Origin of the sequence: Burkholderia sp. Bp9143 (assembly GCF_003853645.1) — a bacterium.
Taxonomy (GTDB): Bacteria; Pseudomonadota; Gammaproteobacteria; order Burkholderiales; family Burkholderiaceae; genus Burkholderia.
Window position 1 is genome coordinate 1 of the sequence record NZ_QTPO01000085.1, and the last position, 22,710, is coordinate 22,710.

Genomic DNA, 22,710 nt, shown 5'->3' on the forward strand with positions numbered 1-22,710 from the left:
CGCCATGCTGCGTGACGGCACCATTTACCAACCCAAGTCAGCCCTTAACGCTTGACGAAGGACATAGGGGCACCCCCCACTCAGAAAAGATTGCGAATCACCGAATTCCGCATCGGCCGGATCGGCATGCCCTCGCATTGCGGCCCCACCAAAAAAATTGCCCGCGCTTCAAATGAAGCGCGGGCGAAACCGTCGCCCTACGAGGATAGGCGACGGGGCCATCGAGATCCGCGCACCGCGCGGATCATCATCGGTTGCGCTAGCGCTCACAGCGCCGGCATCTGAAGACGTCGAAACCGTTGGTCGGGCGCTCTCGACGCCTGCCCGGTCTCTGACACCACCCTCCCTGTCCTAACGATTCGAACTTATAAAGCAGCTTGCGTGCCAGGTGTATTTTCGAAAGCATGCCATTGATCCATAAGGATATTTTCTACGACCACGACGATGTAACACCCGTTCTGCCGCCGTAACGCGCGGATGTTACGTAACGTCACGAGGCGGAACCGAACGTCCCGCACACGCCGGCGTCAGCGCGCGACCATGAAAAAAACCCGCCGGAAGGCGGGCTTTTTCGAAGAGCGGGATCGTACCGCGATCAGCGCAGCTGATTCACGAGCAGCCCCATGATCTGCCGGGCCGGCGACGACGCATCGATCGCGCCCGAATCGTCGACGACCGCCACACGCGTCTGGTCGGGCGTCAGCGCCTTCACGTTGACGCGATACTGCTTCGCCTGCTTTTCCTTCTTGCCATGGAACAGCTGACTCCAGAAGCCCTGCTCGGCCGCACTCAGATCCTTCGGATCGACATAACGCACGAAATACAGACCCTTCGTGCGATCGCGATCGTCGACCGTGAAGTTCGCGCGATCGAGTGCAAGGCCAACATGCAGCCACGACCTGTCGTACGGCTCGCCAAGCGTGACTTCGGACGGCACTGCACCCGAGTCGACGTCGTTCGCTTGCGACGACGTACGCGCGACGTTCTGTGCAGCGATCGCCGCGGCGGCAGCCTTCGATGCGTCGGTATCGGCCTTCTTGTCCTTCGGCACCGTGTTGTCGTTGATGTTCGCGACCGGCGGCTCGCCGTTCTTCGCACGCTGCTCGTTCTGTGCGAGCACCGCCATCAGCCGCTTCAGGTATTCCGTCTCGAGCGCCGGATCGTTCGGCTTCGCTTCCCACTTGCTCGAATCGTTGTTCGCGCCGGTGATCGCCTCACGCATGCCTTTCTGGCTGATGAACACGTAGGTGCCGCCGTTCGGGGCCGAATCGAGGCGCGTACGGTACTTGTTGCGCTCGGCCGTCACGTACGAATTGCCCATCGCCTTCGAGATCACGCTGCGGATCAGGCCGTCGTTGATCTGCGGATGGGTTTCGTTCCAGTCGGTTTCCATCACGCCCTTATCGCGCTGGTCGACGACGAGCAGGAAGCCCTGCTCCTGCCAGAAGCGGCGAACTTGCGGCCAGATGTCGGCGGGCTTCTTGCTGTCGATCACGAGCCAGCTCTCGGTGCCGTCGCGCTGGATATGCATGTCGGCCACGGCGGGCGCAACGGTGTCCGTCGCGGGCGCCGTGTGCTGGACCTGCTGAAGCGCGGACAGGGACGTCGCGCCGCCCTGCGGCGGCAGCGAACGCTGATCGGCCGTCTCGTCGAGCATGTTGGGCGGCACTGCGAGCGACGCTTCCTTCGATTTCGAATCGCTCTTGTAGTCCACTTTCGTGGGCGACGACGTACCGCAACCGGCGACGAGCGCGCCGGTTGCGAGCACTGCAGCGAACCGCATGGTAAGACGAAGATCAGTCATGTTCGGGGAATCCTCTTCCGCTAAATCACGGCGCTTTCCGTGGATCAACCTTGCATTTTACCGGGGCCGCGCCGGGATGTGCAAAAAAGCGACGGCCAAGAAAAAACCCGCGTCAGCCTGAACTGACGCGGGTTCTTTGTCTGGTCGGGGCGAGAGGATTTGAACCTCCGACCACCTGCACCCCATGCAGGTACGCTACCAGGCTGCGCTACGCCCCGAAAGAAAAAAATTATAACAGACAGTTGGCCAGTTTAGTACGGGTCGCATGCATTTTGTGCAGGTTCCTGCGAAATTCTTTGCGACATGACGTGACGAGACAGGAAGGCCTCGATACGAGCGCCAATGCACATCCCGTCGCGCCCACGCTCCGGCCATGTGACCCACCGATGCTCACCGCTTGCGCGCGACACAAATGACCGTGAGGCCCGCCACCCGGTTGAACCTGAACATCGGCAACTCGGCCCGGCAGATCAGCTTGAGCACACCGTTGACGAACGGATGGTGCCGGCGCAATTGCGACGCCGGTTCGCGTGGTTGCCGACGCGCCCGCTCGCTGAGTCGCAATGCCGCCGCAAGCGGAAACGTGAGGCCGAAGTAGTATGCGCCGCGCTCGACCTCCAGCCCCGCACGACGCACGACTTCCTCGAGGCCATCGAGCGTATACCTGCGCTTGTGCTCGAGAAAATCGTCATGCGCGCTCCAGAGGAACTGAAACGCGGGAACCGTGATCAGGAACCGGCTGTCCTTCGGCGCGCCCGCCACGTAGCGGGCAAGCAACCCGACGTCGTCGTCGACGTGCTCGAGGACGTCCATCAGCAACACCAGATCGGCATCGAATCGATCGACGGCCCGGCGAAAATGGACGGGTTTGCCGGCCGCCTCGCCGTCGGTATCGTCGGCGTAGCTCGTATCGACACACCATGCCTCCGTCGCCTGCGTACGCTCGAGCAAATGCTTTGAAAAGAAACCCGAGCCGGCACCGACGTCGAGTATCCGGCTCGCGTCCGATCCGCCCAGAAACCGACGGATCGCGCTCGCCTTCGACGCGTAGTACCAGTGATCGCCTACATCCGCTCCCAATACGTCGAGTTCCTTCAGATCCATGACGCCTCCCCCGTGTCGGCCACCATGCTTTGATCCATCAAGCCACTGACGCCGATCTTACCGCGCCGCAGCCGTGGCCAGTTGCACGATTCGCACGGGCTGCCTGCGCTGCGCCCTAATCGAAAAGGACGATGGCCGTTTCGCCGCGGATCGCTATCGTGCGCTTACCCGTCGCGAGATCGAAGCGCACGGCGCATCGTCCGACTGCATGCCGATCGATATGGCCCGTCTCCGCTTTGCCGCGCTGTGCGGCACGTTGGCAACGGTTTCGGTCGCAACCGCGGTCGTGACGTCCTGCCACCGTCTCAGACAAAGGCCAGTGAATGCCTCAGAAAAACGAAATTTCCCGTCGACACTTTCTCCGGCTGGGTGCCGGCACGCTCGGCATCGCGCTGGGAAGCGCGTCGCTTCTGTCCGCATGCGGCGGCGACTCGATCGCGGTCGCCCCCGTCACGACGCCCAGGCTCGGTTCGGCAGCGAACTTTCGTGATACCGCAGGAGCGGACGGAGCGGGCTATGCCACCGCGAGCGGCGCAGCGATGAAAAAAGGCGCGATCTACCGGTCGTCCGCGCTCGCGTTGTCCGCGGCCGACCTCGCAACGGTCGATACGCTCGGCATCACGCAGGTGTGCGACCTGCGCACGACCGCCGAAATCCAGTCGCAGCCGGATGTGTCATTGGCCGGAGCCACCTGGCAGAACCTCAACGTGCTCGGCGTCGCCAGCCTTGGTCCGCTTCCGACGAATGGCGCGACTGCCGCGGCCTTCATGCAAAGCATGTATCGGGCGTTCGTGACGTCGGAAACGGCACGGACGAGCTACCACACGCTATTCGCCGGCTTTGCCGCATCCGGGGGCAATCTGGTCTTTCACTGCACGGCCGGCAAGGATCGCACCGGCTGGGCGACGGCCATTCTGCACACGATCCTCGGTGTCCCCCGGCAGACGGTTCTCGCCGACTATCTGCTGACCAACGTCTACAGCGCGTCGGAAATCGCCGCCTACGTCGCGCAAGCGCAGAAGCGCGGCGGGCAGGATGCGGCCGACATGATGGCCGCGCTGCAAAGCGCGCAAGCCGCCTATCTGCAGGGGGCGTTCGATCAGGTCGTCGTGTCGTATGGCTCGATGACGTCGTACATCGATAACGGCCTGCAGCTCGACGCGTCGACGCAGAATGCGATCCGGCAGCGCATGCTGGCTTGACCAACCGTGCAGGCGGCGATCGCGATAGCGTGGCTGTCGTCGTCCTGCCACCTGCACCCCGGATCGGACACTGCCCTCATCCGGCACCAAACCCCGCCTCAGCCCACGCCGACGCCGGGTTTGCCGATCCGGCGCAATGCGCGCCGTCCGCATCGACCGCAAAACCAAACGACCGTTTGATCCTGCCTCCCCGCCGCCGCGAATCCTTTGCCCTGTCGTGCGCCGACCGGTATTGCCCGGACGCCCGCTGTTTGGTAACGCCGCTCTAGCACGCTATGCCACACTGCACGGCATCGACGTCCGCGCCGCGCATCGGCGGCGCGCCCGCGTCGATCACGACAAGACATGGAGACAGACGATGCGGAATGCGGTCCGGCGCGGCCATCGCACGCCTTTGGCAAGTTTCGACTGGATGACCGGTCCGCGGCGCACGGCCGCCTCGGTTTCACACGGCACCTCCCGTGCACTCGGCTGCGGTGCGCTTGCGCTCGCGCTGCTCTGCACCGGCTGCGCGGAACCGGCCGCGCAGCGCGACGGCAACGTGTCGGCCGCGTCGACGAAGATCGAGCGCGCCAAAGCCGAACGCCTCGCCCACGAACAGCAGGCCGCCCGCGCCGTGCCGTCGCTCGCGTCGATCAGCCTCACGCAACCGCGCCCGTTCACGCTGCGCGACTCGGGCCAGAACGGCGCGATGACTTTCCTGCGCGATGTCGATTTCCGCATCGTCAACAACCTCGGCTTCTTCATCCACCAGTTGTCCGCGACACTCGTGCCGACGCAGGCCGGCGCACCCATCGTGTTCGACGATCCGACGAGCTTCGAGATCGACGTGCACGAAGGCGCGGTCACGCTCGACAACGCGAAGCTGACCGCGCTCTTCGACACCTACATCTTCGGTTACCGCAACGCGCCGCTGCGCAAGCTCGCCGTTTCGGCCGGCGACGGCGTGATCCATCTGGAAGGCGAGATGCAGCGTGACGGCTGGGTGCCGTTCTCGCTAACCGGCACGCTCGCGATCCGCGACGGCAGCCAGCTCGTATTCCACCCGACTGGCGTGCGCGTGTCGGGCATCAACGCGCAGCCGGTGATGCGCGCGGCCAACGTGAAGATGGCCAACCTGCTGAAGGTCGAGACACCGATCGCGCGACTCGCCGGCGACGACCTCGTGATGTCGGTCGACAAGCTGATGCCGCCGCCGCGGCTGAAGATCAGGATCACCGCGCTGCGCGTGACGCCGGCCGGCCTCGACCTGACGCTCGACGACGGCTCACACGCAGGCTTCGCACTGCCCGCGAACGCGCCGCAACAGGCGATGTACATCCGCGGCGGCGACGTGAAGTTCATGCGCTCGATGCCGATGAATGCCGACATCCTGATCGGCCCAGTCGATTCGAGGAAGCGCGACCAGAATTTCGTATTCGACCTGTACCACTATCGCGACCAGGTATCCGCCGGCTATTTCAATTTCGACGAAAGCGGCGCGATGGCGATCCGGATGCCGTCATACGCGGGCCCCGCGAGCGGCGCCGCGCTCGGCAATGCGGCCGCTCGCCTGAACGACAGCTTTCTCGCCGCGCAGCAGAATGCGTTGCGTGACTCGCGCCAGCGCTGGGAAGCGTTTGCGCTCGCGGCCAGCGCGCCGCAACCCGGCATGCAGAAAATCGCGATGCGACGTTCGTCGCCCACCCCGTTCAACGAACGGTACGTGTCGAACCGCAACCCGACGATCCACCTGCACAACGTCGACTTCAACCTGTCCGGTGACATCGGCTTCCATGTCGACGATCTCGACGTCCAGCTCATCGCGAAACGGCCCGGCGAACCGGTCGACCTCGACGATCCGAACCAGTACGACATCCGTATTCTCGGCGGGACGGTCGTCGAATCGTGGAAGGCGATGTCGGCGCTCTTCAACAACTACCTGCTCGACTACTCGCCGCGCTCGCTGAACGACCTGCAGTTGAGCGCGGATGGCCAGGACCTGCGCGTCCAGGGCGGCATCAAGCTCTGGAATCACGTGCCCGGCGTGTGGCTGCCGACAGACATGAAGGGCACGCTGTCGGTGCTTGACGACCGGCACCTCACGTTCAAGCCGGCGCAGGTATCGGTGCTCGGCATCCCGCAGGCGAAGCTGCTGCGCTCGCTCGGCATCGAGCTCGCGTCGCTGACGCCGCTGCAGCGCCACGGCGCGGAGCTGCGCGGCGACACGCTCGTGCTCGACCAGTACACCGTGTTTCCGCCGCCGGTACTGAACGGCAAGCTCGGCCAGGCAACGGTCGAACGCGCCGGACTGCGCCTCACGTTCCGGCGCGCCGCCGACGCACCCGCGCCGAAGCGGCCGCGGATCGACGCGCAAAGCTACATGTGGATGGAGGGCGGCGACATGAAGATGTTCAATGTGCTCGAACTGAACGTGCGCGCGCTGATCCGGAACTCGGCCGAGGCTGGCCCGATGCGCTTCGACCTGTACGGCTACCGCAACCAGGTCGCGCAGGGCTCGGTGCGCATGCTGCCGGACGGCACGCTGGTCGTCGACATGGGCAAGCCGAATCCGCTTGCATCGCGCTAACAAGGCGTGCCCGTCCGCATGCATGAAAAAAGCCCGGTGGCACGTCGCCAACCGGGCTTTCTTCTGATTCGAGCCGCGCGCTCAGTCGTGCTTCAGTCCGTCGATCACGTCGAGCAGCGCCTGCCGCAACGCGATCACGTCGACCGTTGCACCCGGCTTGCCCGATACACGCGCATCGGCGGCGGACGGCACATCGGGCTCGACCGGTGCCGCGGCAGCGCGTTCGCCGCCCGGCGAATCGAGCCGGTTACGCGCGCCGTTGATCGTGAACCCCTGCTCGTACAACAACTCGCGAATCCGCCGGATCAGCAGCACTTCGTGGTGCTGATAGTACCGGCGATTGCCACGCCGCTTCACCGGCCGCAACTGCGTGAATTCCTGTTCCCAGTAACGCAGCACGTGCGGCTTGACCCCGCACAGTTCGCTGACTTCACCGATCGTGAAGTAGCGCTTCGCGGGAATCGGAGGCAAGACGACTTTCTCAACCGTAGTGGTCATCGTCGGTTAACCGTCGGTAAAGGATGCGCGGCGGCCGCGCGGAGACGTCGGCGCGCGGGCGTTACTCCGTGCCGTTTTCGACCAGCGCCTTCAGCTTCTGGCTCGCGTGGAAGGTTACCACCCGGCGGGCCGCGATCGGAATCGCCTCGCCCGTCTTCGGGTTGCGGCCCGGACGCTGCGGCTTGTCGCGCAGCTGGAAGTTGCCGAACCCCGACAGCTTGACGCTTTCGCCGTTTTCGAGCGCGTCGCGGATCACTTCGAAAAACGCCTCGACCATGTCCTTCGCTTCACGCTTGTTCAGCCCGACGCTGTCGAACAGCAACTCCGCCAGTTCCGCTTTCGTCAGCGTCGGCGTCTCGGTGGACGCCGGCGCCGAAGCGTCGCGGTTCATGGCGCTGCGTTGCGCCGTCAGGAGGGCTTCGAATTCACTCGAGGTCATGTCGTTCATATCTGCCATACAGCGCGTTAAACCAAAACTTGCGATGGGGAAAAGCCACCCGCGGACGGGCGGCCCCTCTCCTTAGCCCCGCAGGCGGGCACCCGCACGAGCCATCCGCTCGACCAGCGTCTGGATCGCCTGATCGACGACCTCGTCCTGCAGCGTGCCAGCCGCGTCCTGCAGCGTCACGCGGAAGGCAAGGCTCTTCTCGTGCGCGGCAAGACCACCGGAAGTATTTGATTTTGCACGAAATTCGTCGAAGAGTACAACCTTCTGAACGAATCGGCAGGCGTCTTCGGCCAGCGCCTTCTTCATTTCATCGAAAAGTGCCTGAACCTCGACCGCCTGATCGACCACGACGGCGATATCGCGCCGTACCGGCGGGAATTTCGACACGTCGGTCGGTGCCGGCAGCGCACGCGCGATCAGCGCGTCCGCGTCGATTTCGAACATCACCGGCGCGTGCGGCAACTCGTACTTCTGCATCAGGCGCGGATGCAGTTCACCGATCCAGCCGACCGCGCGGCCATCGACTTCGATGCATGCGCTGCGGCCCGGATGGAGGGCCGGATGCTCGGCCTTCACGAAACGCGCGGCGGCCGGCGCGAGCAGCGCCTCGAGATCGCCCTTTACGTCGAAGAAATCGACCGCACGGGTCGCCACGCCCCACTGCTCGTCGACTGCCGGGCCGTATGCGAGCGCGCCGACACGCTTCGGCTGCGTGTAGCCTTCGACGGTCAGCTCGCCGGCCTTCACCGACGGATCGGCGAGGAACACGCGGCCCGTCTCGAACACGCGCACGCGATCCGCGCGACGATTCAGGTTGTGGCGCAGCACCGAGATCAGGCTGCCGAACAGTGTCGTGCGCATCACCGACAGCTGGCTCGCGATCGGGTTCAGCAGGCGAATCGGGTTGTCGTTGCCGGCAAAGTCGTGCTCCCACTCCGCATCGACGAAGCTGAAGTTGACCGTTTCCGCATAGTCGCGCGCCGCGAGCGCGTGACGGATGTCGTGGATCGAACGCCGCGTCTCGTTGGTCGCTCGCATCTCGCTCGTCGCGACCGGGGGGCGCGCCGGAATCTTCTCGAAGCCGTAAATGCGCGCCACTTCCTCGATCAGGTCTTCCTCGATCTCGATGTCGAAGCGATGCGACGGCGGCGTGACCAGGAATGCGTCGTCGTCACGCTCGAACGGCAGGCGCAGGCGCGTGAAGATGTCCGCGATCTCGTCGGCGTCGATCTTCACGCCGATGATGCGGTTCGCGCGCGACACGCGCATCTTCACCGGCGCGCGCTGCGGCAGGTTCACTACCTGGTCGTCGACCGGGCCGGCCTTGCCACCGCAGATCTCGAGAATCAGCTGCGTGATGCGCTCGACGTGTTCGACGGTCGTCGCGTAGTCGACGCCGCGCTCGAAGCGATGGGCCGCATCGGTCGAGAAGTTGTACTTGCGCGCGCGGCCACGGATGCTGTTCGGCCACCAGAATGCGGCTTCGAGGTAGATATTGGTCGTATCGAGCGTGACGGCCGTGCTGTCGCCGCCCATGATGCCCGCGAGGCTTTCGACCTGACGGTCGTCCGCGATCACGCCGACCGCTTCGTCGAGTTCGACCGTGTTGCCGTTCAGCAGCTTCAGCGACTCGCCGCGCTTGCCCCAGCGTACCTCGATGCCGCCGTGGATCTTGTCCAGATCGAACACGTGCGACGGACGGCCGAGCTCGAACATCACGTAGTTCGAGATGTCGACGAGCGCCGACACGCTGCGCTGGCCCGAACGCTCGAGGCGCTCGATCATCCATTGCGGCGTCTTCGCATGCGCGTTCACGCCACGGATCACTCGACCCGAGAAGCGGCCGCACAGATCGGGCGCGGCGATGCGCACGGGCAGCGTTTCGTCGAGTTCGACGCGCACCGGACGGATATCGACCGGCGTCAGCGGCGCGCCGGTGATCGCGGCCGTCTCGCGCGCGATGCCGAACACCGACAGGCAGTCGGCCTTGTTCGGCGTCAGCTTGATTTCGAAGATCGTGTCGTCGAGATTGAGCGTGTCGCGGATGTCTTGGCCGACCGGCGTGTCTTCCGGCAGGATCAGCAGGCCGCTGTGGTCCTCGGACAGCTTCAGCTCGCGCGCCGAGCACAGCATCCCCTGACTCTCCACGCCGCGCAGCTTCGACAGCTTGATCGCGAACGGCTTGCCCCCCTCTTCCGCCGGCGGCAGTTCCGCGCCGACCAGCGCGACCGGCACCTTGATGCCGGGCGCCACATTCGGTGCGCCGCACACGATATTCAGCGTCGCGCCGGTGCCGGCGTCGACCTGGCAGACATTGAGCTTGTCCGCATCCGGATGCTTGACGACTTCGAGCACGCGGCCGACGACGATCTTCGACGTCGGCGGTGCAGCCTTGCTCAGCGATTCGACTTCGAGCCCCGCCATCGTCAGCGCGTGCGACAGTTCGTCGGTCGTCAGCTGCGGGTCGACAAAGGTTCTCAACCAGGATTCAGGGAATTGCATGGATGTCTACGTTCGAAACAGGTTAGATCGGCGCCCGGCCCCCGTCGGAAACGTCCGGCGGGGCATGCGCGGGCACATGTCGGCGCGGCGCGTGCGTTATGCGAACTGGCGCAGGAAACGCAGATCGTTCTCGAAGAACAGCCGGAGATCCTGCACGCCGTAGCGCAGCATCGTCAGGCGCTCGAGGCCGCTGCCGAACGCAAAGCCGATGTAGCGCTCGGGATCGAGGCCCATGTTGCGGATCACGGTCGGATGCACCTGCCCCGAGCCCGAGATCTCGAGCCATTTGCCGGCGTTCTTGCCGTGCTCGAACATCATGTCGATCTCGGCCGACGGTTCCGTGAACGGGAAATACGACGGACGGAAGCGCACGAGGATGTCGTCGCGCTCGAAGAATTTCTTCAGGAAGTCGGTATAGACGCCCTTGAGGTCGGCGAAGCTGATGTTTTCGTCGATCCACAGCCCCTCGACCTGATTGAACATCGGCGAGTGGGTCGCATCGCTGTCGACGCGATACGTGCGGCCCGGCGCGATCACCTTGATCGGCGGGCGGTTCATGCGCGCGTAACGCACCTGCATCGGGCTCGTGTGCGTGCGCAGCAGCAGCTGGCGGCCGTCGGCATCCTTGCCTTCGACGTAGAAGGTGTCCTGCATCGAACGCGCCGGATGGTTCTCCGGGCTGTTCAGCGACGTGAAGTTGTACCAGTCGGTCTCGATTTCGGGACCGTCGGCCACGTCGAAGCCGATCGAGCGGAAAATCTGTTCGACGCGCTCCCACGTGCGCATCACGGGGTGCAGGCTGCCTGCACCGGCACCGCGGCCGGGCAGCGTGACGTCGATTGCCTCGGCGGCGAGGCGCTGGTTCAACAGCGCGTCGGCGAGCGCCTGGCGACGTGCGGTCAGCGCGGCTTCAACCTGCTGCTTCGCGACGTTGATGCGTGCGCCTTCGGTCTTGCGCGCTTCGGGATCGAGCTTGCCGAGGCCCTTGAGCAACTCGGTCAGCGCACCCGACTTGCCGAGAAATCGTGCTTTCTCGTTTTCGAGCGTGGTGATGTCGGCAGCCCGTTCGAAGGACTGCTGCGCGTCGGCGACAATCTGGTCCAGATCCATAGATCCCATCATTTCCAACGTCATTCGGTCTTGGCGAGCAAAACTGCTCACCAAACAAAAAAGGGGCTCGGAAGAGCCCCGTTTTCGCTGCAGCGGCCGAGACTACCGGAACATCGCTGCAACTAACCACGCAGTGCTAATTTCGCAATTAGGCTGCAACGGCGGCTTTCACCTGCTTGACGATCGCAGCAAAAGCAGCCTTGTCGAACACCGCCATGTCGGCCAGGACCTTACGGTCGAGTTCGATCGACGCCTTCTTCAGGCCGTTGATGAACACGCTGTAGGTCATGTCGTGCTGGCGAACTGCCGCGTTGATACGCGTGATCCACAGTGCGCGGAACACACGCTTCTTGTTGCGGCGATCGCGGTATGCGTACTGACCAGCGCGCATCACCGCCTGCTTGGCGATGCGGTAGACGTTATTGCGACGGCCGCGATAACCCTTGGCCAGGTTGATGATCTTCTTGTGGCGGGCCCGTGCGGTTACCCCACGTTTGACTCGAGGCATGTTTCTCTCCTTAGAGTATCAGTTGAGGGGTTACGCGAACGGCAGCATCGCGCGGACGGAGTTCAGATCGGAATCATGAACTGCCGTTGCGCCGCGCAGGTGACGCTTGTTCTTCGTGGTTTTCTTGGTCAGGATGTGACGCTTGAAGGCTTGACCGCGCTTGACGGTACCGCCCGGACGCACCACGAAGCGCTTTGCAGCACTCTTCTTGGTCTTCATCTTAGGCATGACGAACAACTCCAGTTTATTTGATGGCGATGGGTGTGCGGTTGGCTTGCGCCCTTGACCCGCCCTTCGAAACCCAGTCCACTTGTGTACGGCGAACCGCTTGCGCAGCCGCCGTCATTGTTGATGCGCCGCCCTGACCGGGCAACGCACCGAACCACTTTCGAACCTGCGCGGCATGCGCGCGGGCCCGTTACTTCTTTTTCTTCGGCGAGAGCACCATGATCATCTGGCGCCCTTCCATCTTCGGCATCTGCTCGACCTGGCCGACTTCCTCGAGATCCGTGCGCAGACGCTCAAGCATCCGCATGCCGATCTCCTGGTGAGCCATTTCGCGGCCGCGGAAACGCAACGTGATCTTCGTCTTGTCGCCCTCTTCGAGGAAGCGCACGAGATTGCGGAGCTTGACGTTGTAGTCACCGTCATCGGTACCCGGGCGGAATTTGACTTCCTTCACCTGGATGACCTTCTGCTTCAGCTTCGCTTCGTGCTGCTTCTTGGACTCCTGATACTTGAACTTGCCGTAGTCCATCAGACGGCAGACCGGGGGAACCGCCTGCGGCGCGATTTCCACCAGGTCAACATCCAGCTCTTCCGATTTACGGAAAGCATCAGCGAGTTTCACGATACCGAGCGGTTCGTTCTCGATCCCGACCAGACGCACTTCCGGCGCAGTGATTTCACCGTTGATGCGATGCGACGACTTATCAGTAGCGATGTTACGTTTCCTCTAAAAATTAAAAAAACGAGCCGCGCTGCCAGGGCGGTTACTTGAACGAACGCAGGTCTTCCTGCAGACGCTCAACGAAGGCTTCGATCGGCATAACGCCAAGATCGACGCCGCCACGGGCACGCACGGCTACCGTTTGCGCATCACGCTCCTTATCGCCCACGACGAGGAGATAAGGCACCTTTTCCAGCGTGTGCTCGCGTATTTTATAGCTAATCTTCTCGTTGCGCAAATCGGCCGCCACTCTAACCCCTTGTTTTTGCAACGTTTGGCCCAGAGATTGCGCATATTCGGCCTGACTTTCGGCGATATTAAGCACAATTGCCTGGAACGGCGCGAGCCAGACCGGCATCGCACCAGCGTGGTGCTCGATCAGAATGCCGAGGAAACGCTCCATCGAACCGACGATCGCACGGTGCAGCATCACGGGCCGGCGGCGGCTGTTGTCTTCCGCGACGTACTCGGCGCCGAGGCGCTCCGGCAGCACCATGTCGAGCTGCAGCGTGCCGCACTGCCACGAACGGCCGAGCGCATCCTTGATGTGGTATTCGATCTTCGGGCCATAGAACGCACCCTCGCCCGGCAGCTCTTCCCACGACAGGCCGCACGCCGTCAGCGCGTCGCGCAGGCCCTGCTCGGCGCGATCCCACGTTTCATCCGTGCCCGCACGCTGGTCGGGGCGCAGCGACAGCTTGATGTCGATGTGCTCGAACCCGAAATCCTTGTACACGCTCATCGCCAGCGTATTGAACGCGATCGACTCCGCGATGAACTGCTCTTCCGTACAGAAGATGTGCGCATCGTCCTGCACGAAGCCGCGCACGCGCATCAGGCCATGCAGCGCGCCCGACGCCTCGTTGCGATGACACGAACCGAATTCCGCGTAGCGCAGCGGCAGGTCGCGGTACGAGCGCAGGCCGTGCTTGAACACCTGAACGTGACCCGGACAGTTCATCGGCTTGATCGCGTAGTCGCGCTTCTCCGACTCCGTCGTGAACATGTTCTCGCGGTAGTTCTGCCAGTGGCCGGACGCTTCCCACAGCGAGCGGTCCATGATCATCGGCGTCTTGATCTCGAGGTAGCCGGCATCGTTCACGCGGCGGCGCATGTACTGCTCGACCTGCTGCCACAGCGCCCAGCCCTTCGGATGCCAGAACACCATGCCCGGCGACTCTTCCTGCATGTGGAACAGGTCGAGCTGCTTGCCGAGCTTGCGGTGGTCGCGCTTTTCCGCTTCCTCGAGCATGTGCAGGTATTGATCCTGATCTTCCTTCTTCGTCCAGGCCGTACCGTAGATGCGCTGCAGTTGCTCGTTCTTCGAGTCGCCGCGCCAGTACGCGCCCGCGACCTTCATCAGCTTGAAGACCTTCAGCTTACCGGTCGACGGCACGTGCGGGCCGCGGCACAGGTCCGTGAAGCCGCCGTGCGAGTACAGCTTGATTTCGTCGCTTTGCGGAATCGATTCGATGATCTCGGCCTTGTACTTCTCGCCGAGGCTGCGGAAATAGCCGGCCGCCTCATCGCGCGACACGACGCGACGCGTCACCGGCTCGTCCTTCTTAACGAGTTCCTGCATGCGCTTTTCGATCTTTTCCAGATCTTCGGGCGTAAACGGGCGGTTGTACGAGAAGTCGTAGTAGAAGCCGTTGTCGATCACGGGACCGATCGTCACCTGCGCATCCGGATACAGATCCTTCACGGCGTAGGCGAGCAAGTGCGCGGTCGAGTGACGGATGATGTCGAGACCGTCGGCATCCTTGTCCGTGACGATCGCGAGCGATGCATCGCGATCGATGACCGTGGACGTATCGACCAGCTCGCCATCGAGCTTGCCACCAAGCGCAGCCTTCGCAAGGCCGGGACCGATCGAGGCCGCAACCTCGGCAACTGTCACCGGATGCTCGTATTGTCGAACTGAGCCGTCAGGCAAGCGTATCGAAACCATAGCAATCTCCGTGATGCCGACAGTGGGCGGCAAACCAAGCACGCGATATCAAAGTCACGCGCGAAAATTTCGCGACAAAAAAAATGCGGCCCCGCTTTCGAGGGGCCGCATTCGATACTTCACTCAAACTGAAAGGGCGAAAACGTTCCTCGACTAGCGTCGCTCCGAAAAGGTTTCGGTCAACGTTCGCGGTGTCATAACCGTATTCGCCTTGTTCGCGTTGAGTTATTTACTGCATCGAACGCCCGGAAACCGGGCATTCTCAATTCGTTGGTAGGCTCGATTGGACTCGAACCAACGACCCCCACCATGTCAAGGTGGTGCTCTAACCAGCTGAGCTACGAGCCTAAAGAAGCTAAGATTATATGGAGCTATCACTCACTTGGCAAGCGCTTTTATGCAGTCGCAGCAAAATGATTGTGCTCCAACCCCATTAGAGGGGCGTCAAGTCTTGCGCCCCGCCCGCACGACGCCCGGCACTTCGCCGAGCAGCGTGCACGCACGCTGCACCTGCGCGGAATTCGACACCTCGACCGTGAACTGCATGAATGCCGCATTGCGGCGGCTCTGCGTCTTCACGCCTACCACGTTCATCTTCTCGCGCGCGAACACTTCGGAGATATCGCGCAGCAAGCCTTGCCGGTCGCTCGCCTCGATCATCAGGTCGACCGGATAGACAGACACGCCGCGCCCGCCCAGCACATCGGCCGACCAGGTCGTCTGCAGTACGCGCTCCGGCGCCCGTTCGGCCATCCGCCGGAACGTCGGGCAGTCGCTGCGATGAATCGACATCCCCTTGCCGCGCGTCACGAAACCGCTGATCGGGTCGGGCGGCGCCGGACGGCAGCAGCGCGCAAGCTGGGTCAGCAGCGCATCGACGCCGACCACCAACACGCCAGTCGACGCACCGTGCGCGACGCTCGCCCCGCTGCTGCGCTTCTCGAAATCGGCGGGTGCCTCGGGCGCATGGTCGGGCGGCGGCGCATCGGACAGCGCGTGCTCGATGTTGCGCAGGCTGAATTCTTCCTTGCCGACAACCGAGAACAACTCGTCGGGCGACTTGAAGCCGAGCTTCGTGGCCAGATTGTCGAGATTGACCGACGTCTTGCCCTCGCGCTGCAGCGTCTTTTCGACGAGCGCGCGACCATGCGCGATGTTCTCTTCCTGCTCGATCGAGTTGAACCACGCACGCACCTTCTGTCGCGCACGCGGACTCTTCAGATAGCCGAGCTGCAGGTTCAGCCAGTCGCGCGACGGCCCGCCCTCCTTCACCGCGACGATCTCGACCGTCTGGCCGTTCGCGAGCGACGTGTTCAGCGGCACCATCACGCCGTCGACGCGCGCACCACGACAGCGATGGCCAAGTTCGCTGTGCAGGTGGTACGCGAAATCGACCGGCGTCGCGCCCTGCGGCAGCGCGATCACGCGCGCCTGCGGCGTCAGCACGTAGATATGGTCGTCGTCGAGTGACGTCTCGCGCAACCGGGCCCACGCCTGGTCGCCCGAGACTTCGGTGCCGTCCTCGACGTCGTCCTTCCAGGCAAGCAGCTGGCGCAGCCACGCGATCTTCTCGTCGTATTTGTCGCTCGCCGAGAACTGGCCGCCATAGCCGCGCGTGCCCGCTTCCTTGTAGCGCCAGTGCGCGGCGACGCCGTACTCCGCGAAGCGGTGCATTTCCTGCGTGCGGATCTGCACTTCGAACGCGCGGCCGTCGTCGCCGATCACGACCGTATGCAGCGACTTGTAGCCGTTCGGCTTCGGACGCGAGATGTAATCGTCGAATTCCTTCGGCACCGGCTGCCACAGGTGATGCACGATGCCGAGCACCGCGTAGCAATCCTTGATGTCCGGCACGATCACGCGGAATGCGCGCACGTCATACAGTTCGGAGAAGTCGAGCTCCTTGCCGCGCATCTTGCGCCAGATGCTGTAGATATGCTTCGGCCGCCCGCTCACGTCGGCCGGGATGTGCGCATCCGCCAGCTCGTGCTGCAGCCGCTCGATCGCCTGCGCGACGTACGCTTCGCGTTCGATGCGCTTTTCGTCGAGCAGCTTGGCGATGCGCTTGTAGGTGACCGGATCCTCGAAGCGGAATGCGAGGTCCTCGAGTTCCCACTTCAGTTGCCAGATGCCGAGACGGTTCGCAAGCGGCGCGTAGATTTCGAGCGTCTCGCGCGCGACGTCGGGCGGCGGATCGATCTTCGCCGCCGCGTAGTAGCGCAGCGACTGCAGCCGCGACGCCAGCCGGATCAGCACCACGCGGATGTCCTGCGCGAACGCGAGCAGCATCTTGCGCAGCGCCTCGATCTGCGTGCGCCGCTCTTCAGCGGCGTCGCGTCCGGCGTCGGGCATCGCGTTCTGCGCGGCGCGCAGGCTGACGGTGCCGAGCCGCAGCAGCTTGCGCACGTCGGATACGAGCCGCGCGACCTCTTCGCCGAACCGTTCGGTCAGCTCCCGCTCGGGATCATTCAGGTGCGGCGTCAGCACGAACAGCGCGGCCGCCTGCATCGCGTGCGGGTCGACGTTCAGCTTGCGCATGATCGACGCCGTGCCCGCCGAGTGATCGGCGAGCAGTTCCCCCGATGACAGGCGCGCGTCGCCGGCCCGCTCGCGCACGAACGCGAGCACGTCGTCGAACGACGGCGCCGCGACGGAAGAAGCGGAAACGGACTCGGTCATTGCACGGCCTGGCGTATTGCGATCATCGTGATGCTAGGTTCAGCTCCGCTGCGCGGCGACGACGACGATCTCGACGAGCAGCGCCGGATCCGCGAGCTTCGCCTCGACGGTGGCGCGCGGCGGCGTGTTGCCGTGCGCGACCCACGCGTCCCACTCCGCGTTCATGCCTTCGAAGTTCGCGAGATCCGAAATGTAGATCTGCACCGACAGCAGATGCGCCTTGTCGCTGTTCGCCTCGGCGAGCAGGCGGTCGATGTGGCCGAGCACTTCGCGCGTCTGGCCCTTGATGTCCTGGGTGGTGTCTTCGGCGATCTGGCCGGCCAGATACACGGTACCGTTGTGAATCGCGGTTTCGGAGAGACGGGCCCCGACGTGGTGACGAATGACTGCCATGGAATGTTCCGGTCGTGTGAGTGGGTGAAGAATCGGCGACGACGCGGCCCGCGTGCCGCCGAACCGAATATTATGACGCGTTTATGCGCCGCCTTCGACGAAAAACCGGCGGGCGAGCGCGATCTGGTCGGCGCTGATGAACGCCGGCGCATGGCCCGCGCCCTGGATCTCGGCCTGCGTCACGTGCCGGCCGCGACGCACCATCTCGGCGACGGTCTCGCGCGACAACAGGTCCGACTCGGCTCCGCGCACGACCAGCAGCGCCGCGTCGGTCGTCTCGATCGCGCGCCACAGCGCGGCCTCGCCGAGCGCGGCCAGTTCGGGCGTCGTCGCCTTGAACGGCTCGGCGATCCGCGGATCGTAGCGCATCGTCCAGCCGCCGTCGGGCAGCTCGCGCAGCAACGGCGCGTTGATCTCGCGCCATTCGTCGCCGGTCAACGCGCCGAACGGCAGCGACAACGACGTCAGATAGTCAATGCCCTCCTGCTCCGTCGCGAAGCGAGGCTGCACGCCGAGGTATTCGCCGATGCGCGTCAGCGAATCGGGCTCGATGCGCGGGCCGACGTCGTTGACGATCATCCGGCGCAGCGGCGAACCGGGCAGCCCCGCGAGCGCCATGCCGATCAGCCCGCCCATCGACGTGCCGAACCAGTCGACCGACTCGACGTCGAGCCGCGCGATCAGGGTCACCATGTCGGCCACATATTGCGGAATCGCATAAAGCCGCGGATCGGCGAGCCGGTCGGATTGGCCGCGCCCGACGACGTCGGGGCAGACGACGCGATACGTATCGGACAGCGCGGCGGCAAGCCGGTCGAAGTCGCGCCCCGAACGGGTCAGGCCGTGCACGCAGACCAGCACGCGCGGATTGGCGGAGTCGCCCCATTCGGTATAGGCGACGTGGTGAAGGCCGGCGGCGCTCGCACACTGCACGCGCCGCTGACGGGGAACCGAAGGATTCGCTGAGGGTGTTGGCATCGTTGGCATCCTGTCGAACGGGGGCGGCGCGGTGGGCAACGCTTGCGCTGCCCGATGCAACCGATTGTAAACCGCTTCGATCATACGGGTCGCCGCAACCGGACCGCCAATGCATCGCCCGCCCGCCTCCAATGACAAACGCCCCGCGTGCCGTCGTCCGGCACGCGGGGCGTCGCAGCAGCGCTTGCGCGCGACGAACTTACACGACCGCGCTCACGTCGAGCGGTGCGCCCGTCTTCGCCTGGATCTCATCGGCGCTCACGCCGTCGGCGAGTTCGAGCACCTTCAGGCCGCCCGGCGTCACTTCGATCACGCCGAGATCGGTGATGATCAGGTCGACCACGCCGACACCCGTCAGCGGCAGGTTGCATTCGTCGAGGATCTTGTGCTGGTCGCCCTTCGCGACGTGCTCCATCAGCACGACGACGCGCTTCACGCCCGCGACGAGATCCATCGCGCCGCCCATGCCCTTGATCATCTTGCCCGGGATCATCCAGTTCGCGAGGTCGCCCTTCTTGCTGACCTGCATCGCACCGAGGATCGCTAGGTTGATGTGGCCGCCGCGGATCATCGCGAACGAATCGGCCGACGAGAAGATCGACGAGCCCGGGAGCGTCGTGACGGTCTGCTTGCCGGCGTTGATCAGGTCGGCGTCGACTTCGTCCTCGGTCGGCGACGGGCCGATGCCGAGCAGGCCGTTCTCCGACTGCAGCCACACCTCGACGCCTTCCGGCACGTGGTTCGCGACGAGCGTCGGCAGACCGATGCCGAGGTTCACATAGAAGCCGTCCTGCAGTTCCTTCGCCGCGCGCGCGGCCATCTGGTCACGATTCCAGGCCATGTCAGTCTCCTTTCGCGCGTACGACGCGTTGTTCGATGCGTTTCTCGGGCGTCGCGTTCAGCACGATGCGCTGCACGAAGATCCCCGGCGTATGGACCTGGTCCGGATCGAGCGTGCCGTTCTCGACGATCTCCTCGACTTCCACCACGGTGATCTTGCCCGCCATCGCGCACATCGGGTTGAAGTTGCGCGCGGTGCGGCGATAGATCAGGTTGCCGGACTTGTCGGCCTTCCACGCCTTCACGAGCGCGACGTCGGCCGTCAGCGACGGCTCGAGCACGTAGTGGCGATCGCCGAACTGGCGCGTTTCCTTGCCTTCCGCGATCACGGTGCCGTAGCCGGTGTTCGTGAAAAAGGCGGGGATGCCGGCGCCGCCCGCGCGCAGCTTCTCGGCGAGCGTGCCCTGCGGCGTGAATTCGAGCTCGAGTTCGCCGGACAGGTACTGGCGCTCGAATTCCTTGTTCTCGCCGACGTACGACGAGATCATTTTCTTGATCTGGCGCGTTTCCAGCAGCAGGCCGAGACCGAAGCCGTCGACGCCTGCGTTGTTGCTGATGCAGGTGATGCCCTTGACGGCGGAACCGCGCAGCGCCGCGATCAGCGCCTCGGGAATCCCGCACAGGCCGAAGCCGCCCACCGCGAAGGTCTGTCCGTCGCGGACGATCCCTTCCAGCGCGGCGGCCGCGCTTGGATAGACTTTGTTCATCTGTATGTCCCTTCCTCTATGGAAACCAGCAAAACCGGTTCACGCGCCCACTGGGCCGCAAGCCCGCCGCATCATTCTATGCATGCACGGCGATACCTGCGTCGAGGCGCGCTGTTTTTATATCGCGGCAAACCACCGCGAGATGCCTGAAAGGGTACGATGCGGCGCGGATGCGGCACAATACGCAAAAATACATAAGCGTTTGCCTCCGCTTGCCTGCGCCATGCCCGCTCTCGACTACCAGACTGCCTTTCACCTCGCGCCGCTCGGTCTCGTGATGTCGCGCGACCGTGTAATAGAGGACTGCAACGACGCGCTGGCGTCGATCTTCCGCTGCGCGCGGGCCGACCTGATCGGGAAGTCGTACGAGGTGCTCTATCCGTCGCCGGACGAATTCCAGCGCATCGGCGAGCGTATCTCGCGCGTGATGATCGCGAACGGCACCTACGCCGACGACAGAATCATGAAACGGGCCGACGGCGAGCTGTTCTGGTGCCATGTGACGGGCCGCGCGCTCGACCGCACCGCACCGCTCGCGGCCGGCGTCTGGACCTTCGAGGACCTGAGCGCGACGCGCCGGGTCGCCGTCGAGCTGACACCGCGCGAGCGCGAGATCGCCGCGCAGCTCGCGACCGGCAAGACCAGCAAGCAGATCGGGCGCGTGCTCGACATCAGTTCGCGCACGGTCGACATCTATCGGGCGCGTCTGATGCGCAAGTACGGCACGAACAATACGCCGGAACTGCTGCAGCGCCTGCTCGGCCAGTAAAACCTGCCCCGGAATGGCAATCGGCCGCGTGATGCGGCCGATTCGGGAGAACACCGGGAAATGGCGACACACCGGCGCCCCGGGCGCCGGCTTCGGCGATGCAGCGCTCAGCCTACCTTCGCCGCGAGCGCGCGCTCGATCGTATCGCGCAGCAGTTGCGGCAGCGGCACCGACTGGCCGAGCGCGTAGTCGACCCACACGCAGCGTGCGTTGCCGCGCGCATAGACGTGCTGCGGATCGTCCGCGCGCATCAGCTCGAAACCGGTGTCGAAGCTGCTGCGGCCCGGCTTCGCGGCCGACATCCTCGCGATCACGTCGCCCGGATAGTGCAGTTGCTTCAGGAACTCCATCGACGCCGTGACGATCACGGGCCCCTGCCCCTCGCCGTTGCCGCCCGCGATGCCGAGTTCCTCGAACCACGAGATCCGGGCCTGTTCCATGTAGCGGAAATAGACCGTGTTGTTCACGTGGCCGAACGCATCCATGTCGCCCCAGCGGATCGGCATCGACATTTCAAAAACGGGGGAATATTCACTCATTGCAGTCTTCTTTGTTGCTGAATGTCATCCACTCAGGCGAGGCCGAAGCCGTCGTCGGCGGAGATAATCGAGCCATTGATGAACTGCGACTCGTCGGCCGCGAGCAGCAACAACAGCCCGTCGAGATCCTGCGGCTTGCCGACGCGCCGGCGCGGCAGCATCGACTGCAGCTTCTGGCCCTGCTCGGTTTCCCACAGGTAATGATTGATTTCGGTATCGATATAGCCCGGACAGATCGCGTTGACGTTGATCCCGTGGCGGCCCCATTCGAGCGCCATCGCGCGCGTCATCTGCACGACCGCCGACTTGCTCATCGCATACAGCCCGATCTGCGGAAACACGCGCAGGCCGGCCACCGACGCGATGTTGATGATCCGGTAAGGCGGCTTGCCGTTGCCATTCGCGCGCATGATCATCCGCTTCGCGACTTCCTGCGCGACGAAAAACGCACCGCGCGTGTTGGTATCGAACACGAACTCGAAATCGGCCGGCGTGACGTCGACGAGCTTCTGCATCGTCGAGACGCCCGAATTGTTCACGAGGATGTCGATCGTGCCGGCTTCCGTCTCCGCGTGCGCGATAGCCGCCTTGATGCTCTGCACGTCGGTGACGTCGAGCGACACGACATGCGCGGCACCGCCCGCTGCCTCGATCTCCGCGCGCAACTCCTTCAGGCGTTCGACGCGGCGGCTCGCGAGCACGACCTTCGCGCCGGCCTGCGACAGCACCTGTGCGAAGCGCTGCCCGAGGCCGCTCGATGCGCCCGTGACCAACGCGACCTTGCCTTCCAGATTGATCGATCGACCCATTGCACATCCCCTTTCGATGTTGTTTCGCCGCCGCGGGCGCCCTGTCCCACGCAGCATAACCCTAGCACAAAAAATAGAACGATCGTGCTAATCTATTCGCATGCTGTTGCGGCAAGCGTTTCGTTTCGCAGACAATACGCTCCCGAATAAAAGCATTCTAACGGTTAGAGGAACGCCAATGACCCCCGCAAGCCTCATCGAGCAGTACGGCCCGCGCGAATCGATGGAATACGACGTCGTGATCGTCGGCGGCGGCCCCGCCGGGCTGTCGGCGGCGATCCGGCTCAAGCAGCTGGCCGCCGAGAAAGGCACCGAGATCGGCGTGTGCGTGCTCGAGAAGGGTTCCGAGAT

At 64.0% G+C, this 22,710-nt stretch carries 21 protein-coding genes and 2 tRNA genes; 4 read left to right on the top strand and 19 right to left on the bottom strand.

The window, feature by feature from the left end:
- Positions 1-595 precede the first annotated feature (595 nt).
- From bamC to DIE23_RS37345, 3 genes are all read right to left on the bottom strand, one after another.
- Complete coding sequence (gene bamC, locus DIE23_RS37335) at positions 596-1,804, bottom strand: outer membrane protein assembly factor BamC (RefSeq protein WP_124617722.1); 1,209 nt, start codon at positions 1,802-1,804, stop codon at positions 596-598.
- 141 nt (positions 1,805-1,945) lie between these two features.
- A tRNA-Pro gene (locus tag DIE23_RS37340) sits at positions 1,946-2,022 on the bottom strand.
- A 172-nt stretch (positions 2,023-2,194) separates the two neighbouring features.
- On the bottom strand, positions 2,195-2,908 hold the full coding sequence (locus DIE23_RS37345) for a methyltransferase domain-containing protein (RefSeq protein ID WP_124617724.1): 714 nt from the start codon (positions 2,906-2,908) through the stop codon (positions 2,195-2,197).
- A gap of 323 nt (positions 2,909-3,231) precedes the next feature.
- Here DIE23_RS37345 and DIE23_RS37350 point away from each other — a divergent pair, with 323 nt between their 5' ends.
- Positions 3,232-4,110, top strand: a complete 879-nt coding sequence (locus DIE23_RS37350; protein ID WP_124617726.1) for a tyrosine-protein phosphatase — start codon at positions 3,232-3,234, stop codon at positions 4,108-4,110.
- A 358-nt stretch (positions 4,111-4,468) separates the two neighbouring features.
- A complete protein-coding gene (locus DIE23_RS37355) occupies positions 4,469-6,679 on the top strand; it encodes a hypothetical protein (RefSeq protein ID WP_124617728.1) in 2,211 nt (736 codons plus the stop codon).
- An 81-nt stretch (positions 6,680-6,760) separates the two neighbouring features.
- Here the strand turns inward: DIE23_RS37355 and DIE23_RS37360 are convergent, their stop codons facing one another.
- The 14 genes from DIE23_RS37360 to DIE23_RS37430 all read right to left on the bottom strand — a co-directional run bounded on the left by DIE23_RS37360 (position 6,761) and on the right by DIE23_RS37430 (position 20,242).
- Positions 6,761-7,177: a MerR family transcriptional regulator gene (locus tag DIE23_RS37360; RefSeq protein ID WP_124617731.1), complete on the bottom strand. Its 417-nt coding sequence runs from the start codon at positions 7,175-7,177 to the stop codon at positions 6,761-6,763.
- A 61-nt stretch (positions 7,178-7,238) separates the two neighbouring features.
- The gene (locus DIE23_RS37365; protein ID WP_046545481.1) at positions 7,239-7,625 is read right to left on the bottom strand and encodes an integration host factor subunit alpha; all 387 of its coding nucleotides are present in this window, start codon (positions 7,623-7,625) and stop codon (positions 7,239-7,241) included.
- 72 nt (positions 7,626-7,697) lie between these two features.
- Positions 7,698-10,127 (bottom strand): phenylalanine--tRNA ligase subunit beta, encoded by a 2,430-nt coding sequence (pheT, locus tag DIE23_RS37370; RefSeq protein WP_124617733.1) that lies wholly within the window; start codon positions 10,125-10,127, stop codon positions 7,698-7,700.
- A gap of 96 nt (positions 10,128-10,223) precedes the next feature.
- Positions 10,224-11,237: a phenylalanine--tRNA ligase subunit alpha gene (gene pheS, locus DIE23_RS37375; protein ID WP_185646610.1), complete on the bottom strand. Its 1,014-nt coding sequence runs from the start codon at positions 11,235-11,237 to the stop codon at positions 10,224-10,226.
- Positions 11,238-11,385: 148 nt separating this feature from the next.
- Complete coding sequence (rplT, locus tag DIE23_RS37380; protein WP_004192938.1) at positions 11,386-11,745, bottom strand: 50S ribosomal protein L20; 360 nt, start codon at positions 11,743-11,745, stop codon at positions 11,386-11,388.
- Positions 11,746-11,775: 30 nt separating this feature from the next.
- The gene (rpmI, locus tag DIE23_RS37385) at positions 11,776-11,973 is read right to left on the bottom strand and encodes a 50S ribosomal protein L35 (protein ID WP_004191477.1); all 198 of its coding nucleotides are present in this window, start codon (positions 11,971-11,973) and stop codon (positions 11,776-11,778) included.
- Positions 11,974-12,163: 190 nt separating this feature from the next.
- A complete protein-coding gene (infC, locus tag DIE23_RS37390; protein ID WP_071734130.1) occupies positions 12,164-12,688 on the bottom strand; it encodes a translation initiation factor IF-3 in 525 nt (174 codons plus the stop codon).
- A gap of 49 nt (positions 12,689-12,737) precedes the next feature.
- A complete protein-coding gene (gene thrS / locus DIE23_RS37395; RefSeq protein WP_124617735.1) occupies positions 12,738-14,645 on the bottom strand; it encodes a threonine--tRNA ligase in 1,908 nt (635 codons plus the stop codon).
- A gap of 271 nt (positions 14,646-14,916) precedes the next feature.
- Positions 14,917-14,993 (bottom strand) — tRNA-Val (locus DIE23_RS37405).
- Positions 14,994-15,089: 96 nt separating this feature from the next.
- The gene (locus DIE23_RS37410; RefSeq protein ID WP_124617736.1) at positions 15,090-17,324 is read right to left on the bottom strand and encodes a bifunctional (p)ppGpp synthetase/guanosine-3',5'-bis(diphosphate) 3'-pyrophosphohydrolase; all 2,235 of its coding nucleotides are present in this window, start codon (positions 17,322-17,324) and stop codon (positions 15,090-15,092) included.
- Between the two features lie 39 nt (positions 17,325-17,363).
- A complete protein-coding gene (locus DIE23_RS37415) occupies positions 17,364-17,717 on the bottom strand; it encodes a RidA family protein (protein ID WP_011351776.1) in 354 nt (117 codons plus the stop codon).
- A gap of 81 nt (positions 17,718-17,798) precedes the next feature.
- Positions 17,799-18,695, bottom strand: a complete 897-nt coding sequence (locus DIE23_RS37420; RefSeq protein ID WP_124617738.1) for an alpha/beta fold hydrolase — start codon at positions 18,693-18,695, stop codon at positions 17,799-17,801.
- A gap of 199 nt (positions 18,696-18,894) precedes the next feature.
- Positions 18,895-19,536 carry a CoA transferase subunit B gene (locus tag DIE23_RS37425; protein ID WP_124617740.1) on the bottom strand — a complete coding sequence of 214 codons (642 nt, stop codon included), beginning with the start codon at positions 19,534-19,536 and terminating at the stop codon, positions 18,895-18,897.
- Position 19,537: 1 nt separating this feature from the next.
- The gene (locus tag DIE23_RS37430; protein ID WP_124617743.1) at positions 19,538-20,242 is read right to left on the bottom strand and encodes a CoA transferase subunit A; all 705 of its coding nucleotides are present in this window, start codon (positions 20,240-20,242) and stop codon (positions 19,538-19,540) included.
- Between the two features lie 223 nt (positions 20,243-20,465).
- On the opposite strand from DIE23_RS37430, the gene DIE23_RS37435 reads away from it, so the two are divergent.
- A complete protein-coding gene (locus DIE23_RS37435; RefSeq protein WP_059447349.1) occupies positions 20,466-21,011 on the top strand; it encodes a LuxR C-terminal-related transcriptional regulator in 546 nt (181 codons plus the stop codon).
- A gap of 107 nt (positions 21,012-21,118) precedes the next feature.
- Here the strand turns inward: DIE23_RS37435 and DIE23_RS37440 are convergent, their stop codons facing one another.
- Complete coding sequence (locus DIE23_RS37440) at positions 21,119-21,550, bottom strand: thioesterase family protein (protein WP_124617745.1); 432 nt, start codon at positions 21,548-21,550, stop codon at positions 21,119-21,121.
- A 32-nt stretch (positions 21,551-21,582) separates the two neighbouring features.
- Entirely contained in the window at positions 21,583-22,359 is a 777-nt protein-coding gene (locus DIE23_RS37445) for an SDR family oxidoreductase (protein WP_059467666.1), read from the bottom strand.
- Between the two features lie 178 nt (positions 22,360-22,537).
- Here DIE23_RS37445 and DIE23_RS37450 point away from each other — a divergent pair.
- Positions 22,538-22,710 (top strand): FAD-dependent oxidoreductase (locus tag DIE23_RS37450; RefSeq protein WP_124593188.1); only part of this gene is annotated, 173 nt, incomplete at its 3' end.

Excerpts from the sequence above, each read along its gene's own strand:
- DIE23_RS37350 (WP_124617726.1), top strand. The coding sequence starts at position 3,232 with ATGCCTCAGAAAAACGAAATTTCCCGTCGACACTTTCTCCGGCTGGGT.
- DIE23_RS37360 (WP_124617731.1), bottom strand. The coding sequence starts at position 7,177 with ATGACCACTACGGTTGAGAAAGTCGTCTTGCCTCCGATTCCCGCGAAG.
- DIE23_RS37345 (WP_124617724.1), bottom strand. The coding sequence starts at position 2,908 with ATGGATCTGAAGGAACTCGACGTATTGGGAGCGGATGTAGGCGATCAC.
- DIE23_RS37440 (WP_124617745.1), bottom strand. The coding sequence starts at position 21,550 with ATGAGTGAATATTCCCCCGTTTTTGAAATGTCGATGCCGATCCGCTGG.
- DIE23_RS37355 (WP_124617728.1), top strand. The coding sequence starts at position 4,469 with ATGCGGAATGCGGTCCGGCGCGGCCATCGCACGCCTTTGGCAAGTTTC.
- DIE23_RS37435 (WP_059447349.1), top strand. The coding sequence starts at position 20,466 with ATGCCCGCTCTCGACTACCAGACTGCCTTTCACCTCGCGCCGCTCGGT.
- DIE23_RS37365 (WP_046545481.1), bottom strand. The coding sequence starts at position 7,625 with ATGAACGACATGACCTCGAGTGAATTCGAAGCCCTCCTGACGGCGCAA.
- DIE23_RS37430 (WP_124617743.1), bottom strand. The coding sequence starts at position 20,242 with ATGAACAAAGTCTATCCAAGCGCGGCCGCCGCGCTGGAAGGGATCGTC.
- DIE23_RS37415 (WP_011351776.1), bottom strand. The coding sequence starts at position 17,717 with ATGGCAGTCATTCGTCACCACGTCGGGGCCCGTCTCTCCGAAACCGCG.
- rpmI (WP_004191477.1), bottom strand. The coding sequence starts at position 11,973 with ATGCCTAAGATGAAGACCAAGAAGAGTGCTGCAAAGCGCTTCGTGGTG.
- bamC (WP_124617722.1), bottom strand. The coding sequence starts at position 1,804 with ATGACTGATCTTCGTCTTACCATGCGGTTCGCTGCAGTGCTCGCAACC.
- rplT (WP_004192938.1), bottom strand. The coding sequence starts at position 11,745 with ATGCCTCGAGTCAAACGTGGGGTAACCGCACGGGCCCGCCACAAGAAG.
- pheS (WP_185646610.1), bottom strand. The coding sequence starts at position 11,237 with ATGGATCTGGACCAGATTGTCGCCGACGCGCAGCAGTCCTTCGAACGG.
- DIE23_RS37410 (WP_124617736.1), bottom strand. The coding sequence starts at position 17,324 with ATGACCGAGTCCGTTTCCGCTTCTTCCGTCGCGGCGCCGTCGTTCGAC.
- DIE23_RS37420 (WP_124617738.1), bottom strand. The coding sequence starts at position 18,695 with ATGCCAACACCCTCAGCGAATCCTTCGGTTCCCCGTCAGCGGCGCGTG.
- DIE23_RS37445 (WP_059467666.1), bottom strand. The coding sequence starts at position 22,359 with ATGGGTCGATCGATCAATCTGGAAGGCAAGGTCGCGTTGGTCACGGGC.
- thrS (WP_124617735.1), bottom strand. The coding sequence starts at position 14,645 with ATGGTTTCGATACGCTTGCCTGACGGCTCAGTTCGACAATACGAGCAT.
- pheT (WP_124617733.1), bottom strand. The coding sequence starts at position 10,127 with ATGCAATTCCCTGAATCCTGGTTGAGAACCTTTGTCGACCCGCAGCTG.
- DIE23_RS37425 (WP_124617740.1), bottom strand. The coding sequence starts at position 19,536 with ATGGCCTGGAATCGTGACCAGATGGCCGCGCGCGCGGCGAAGGAACTG.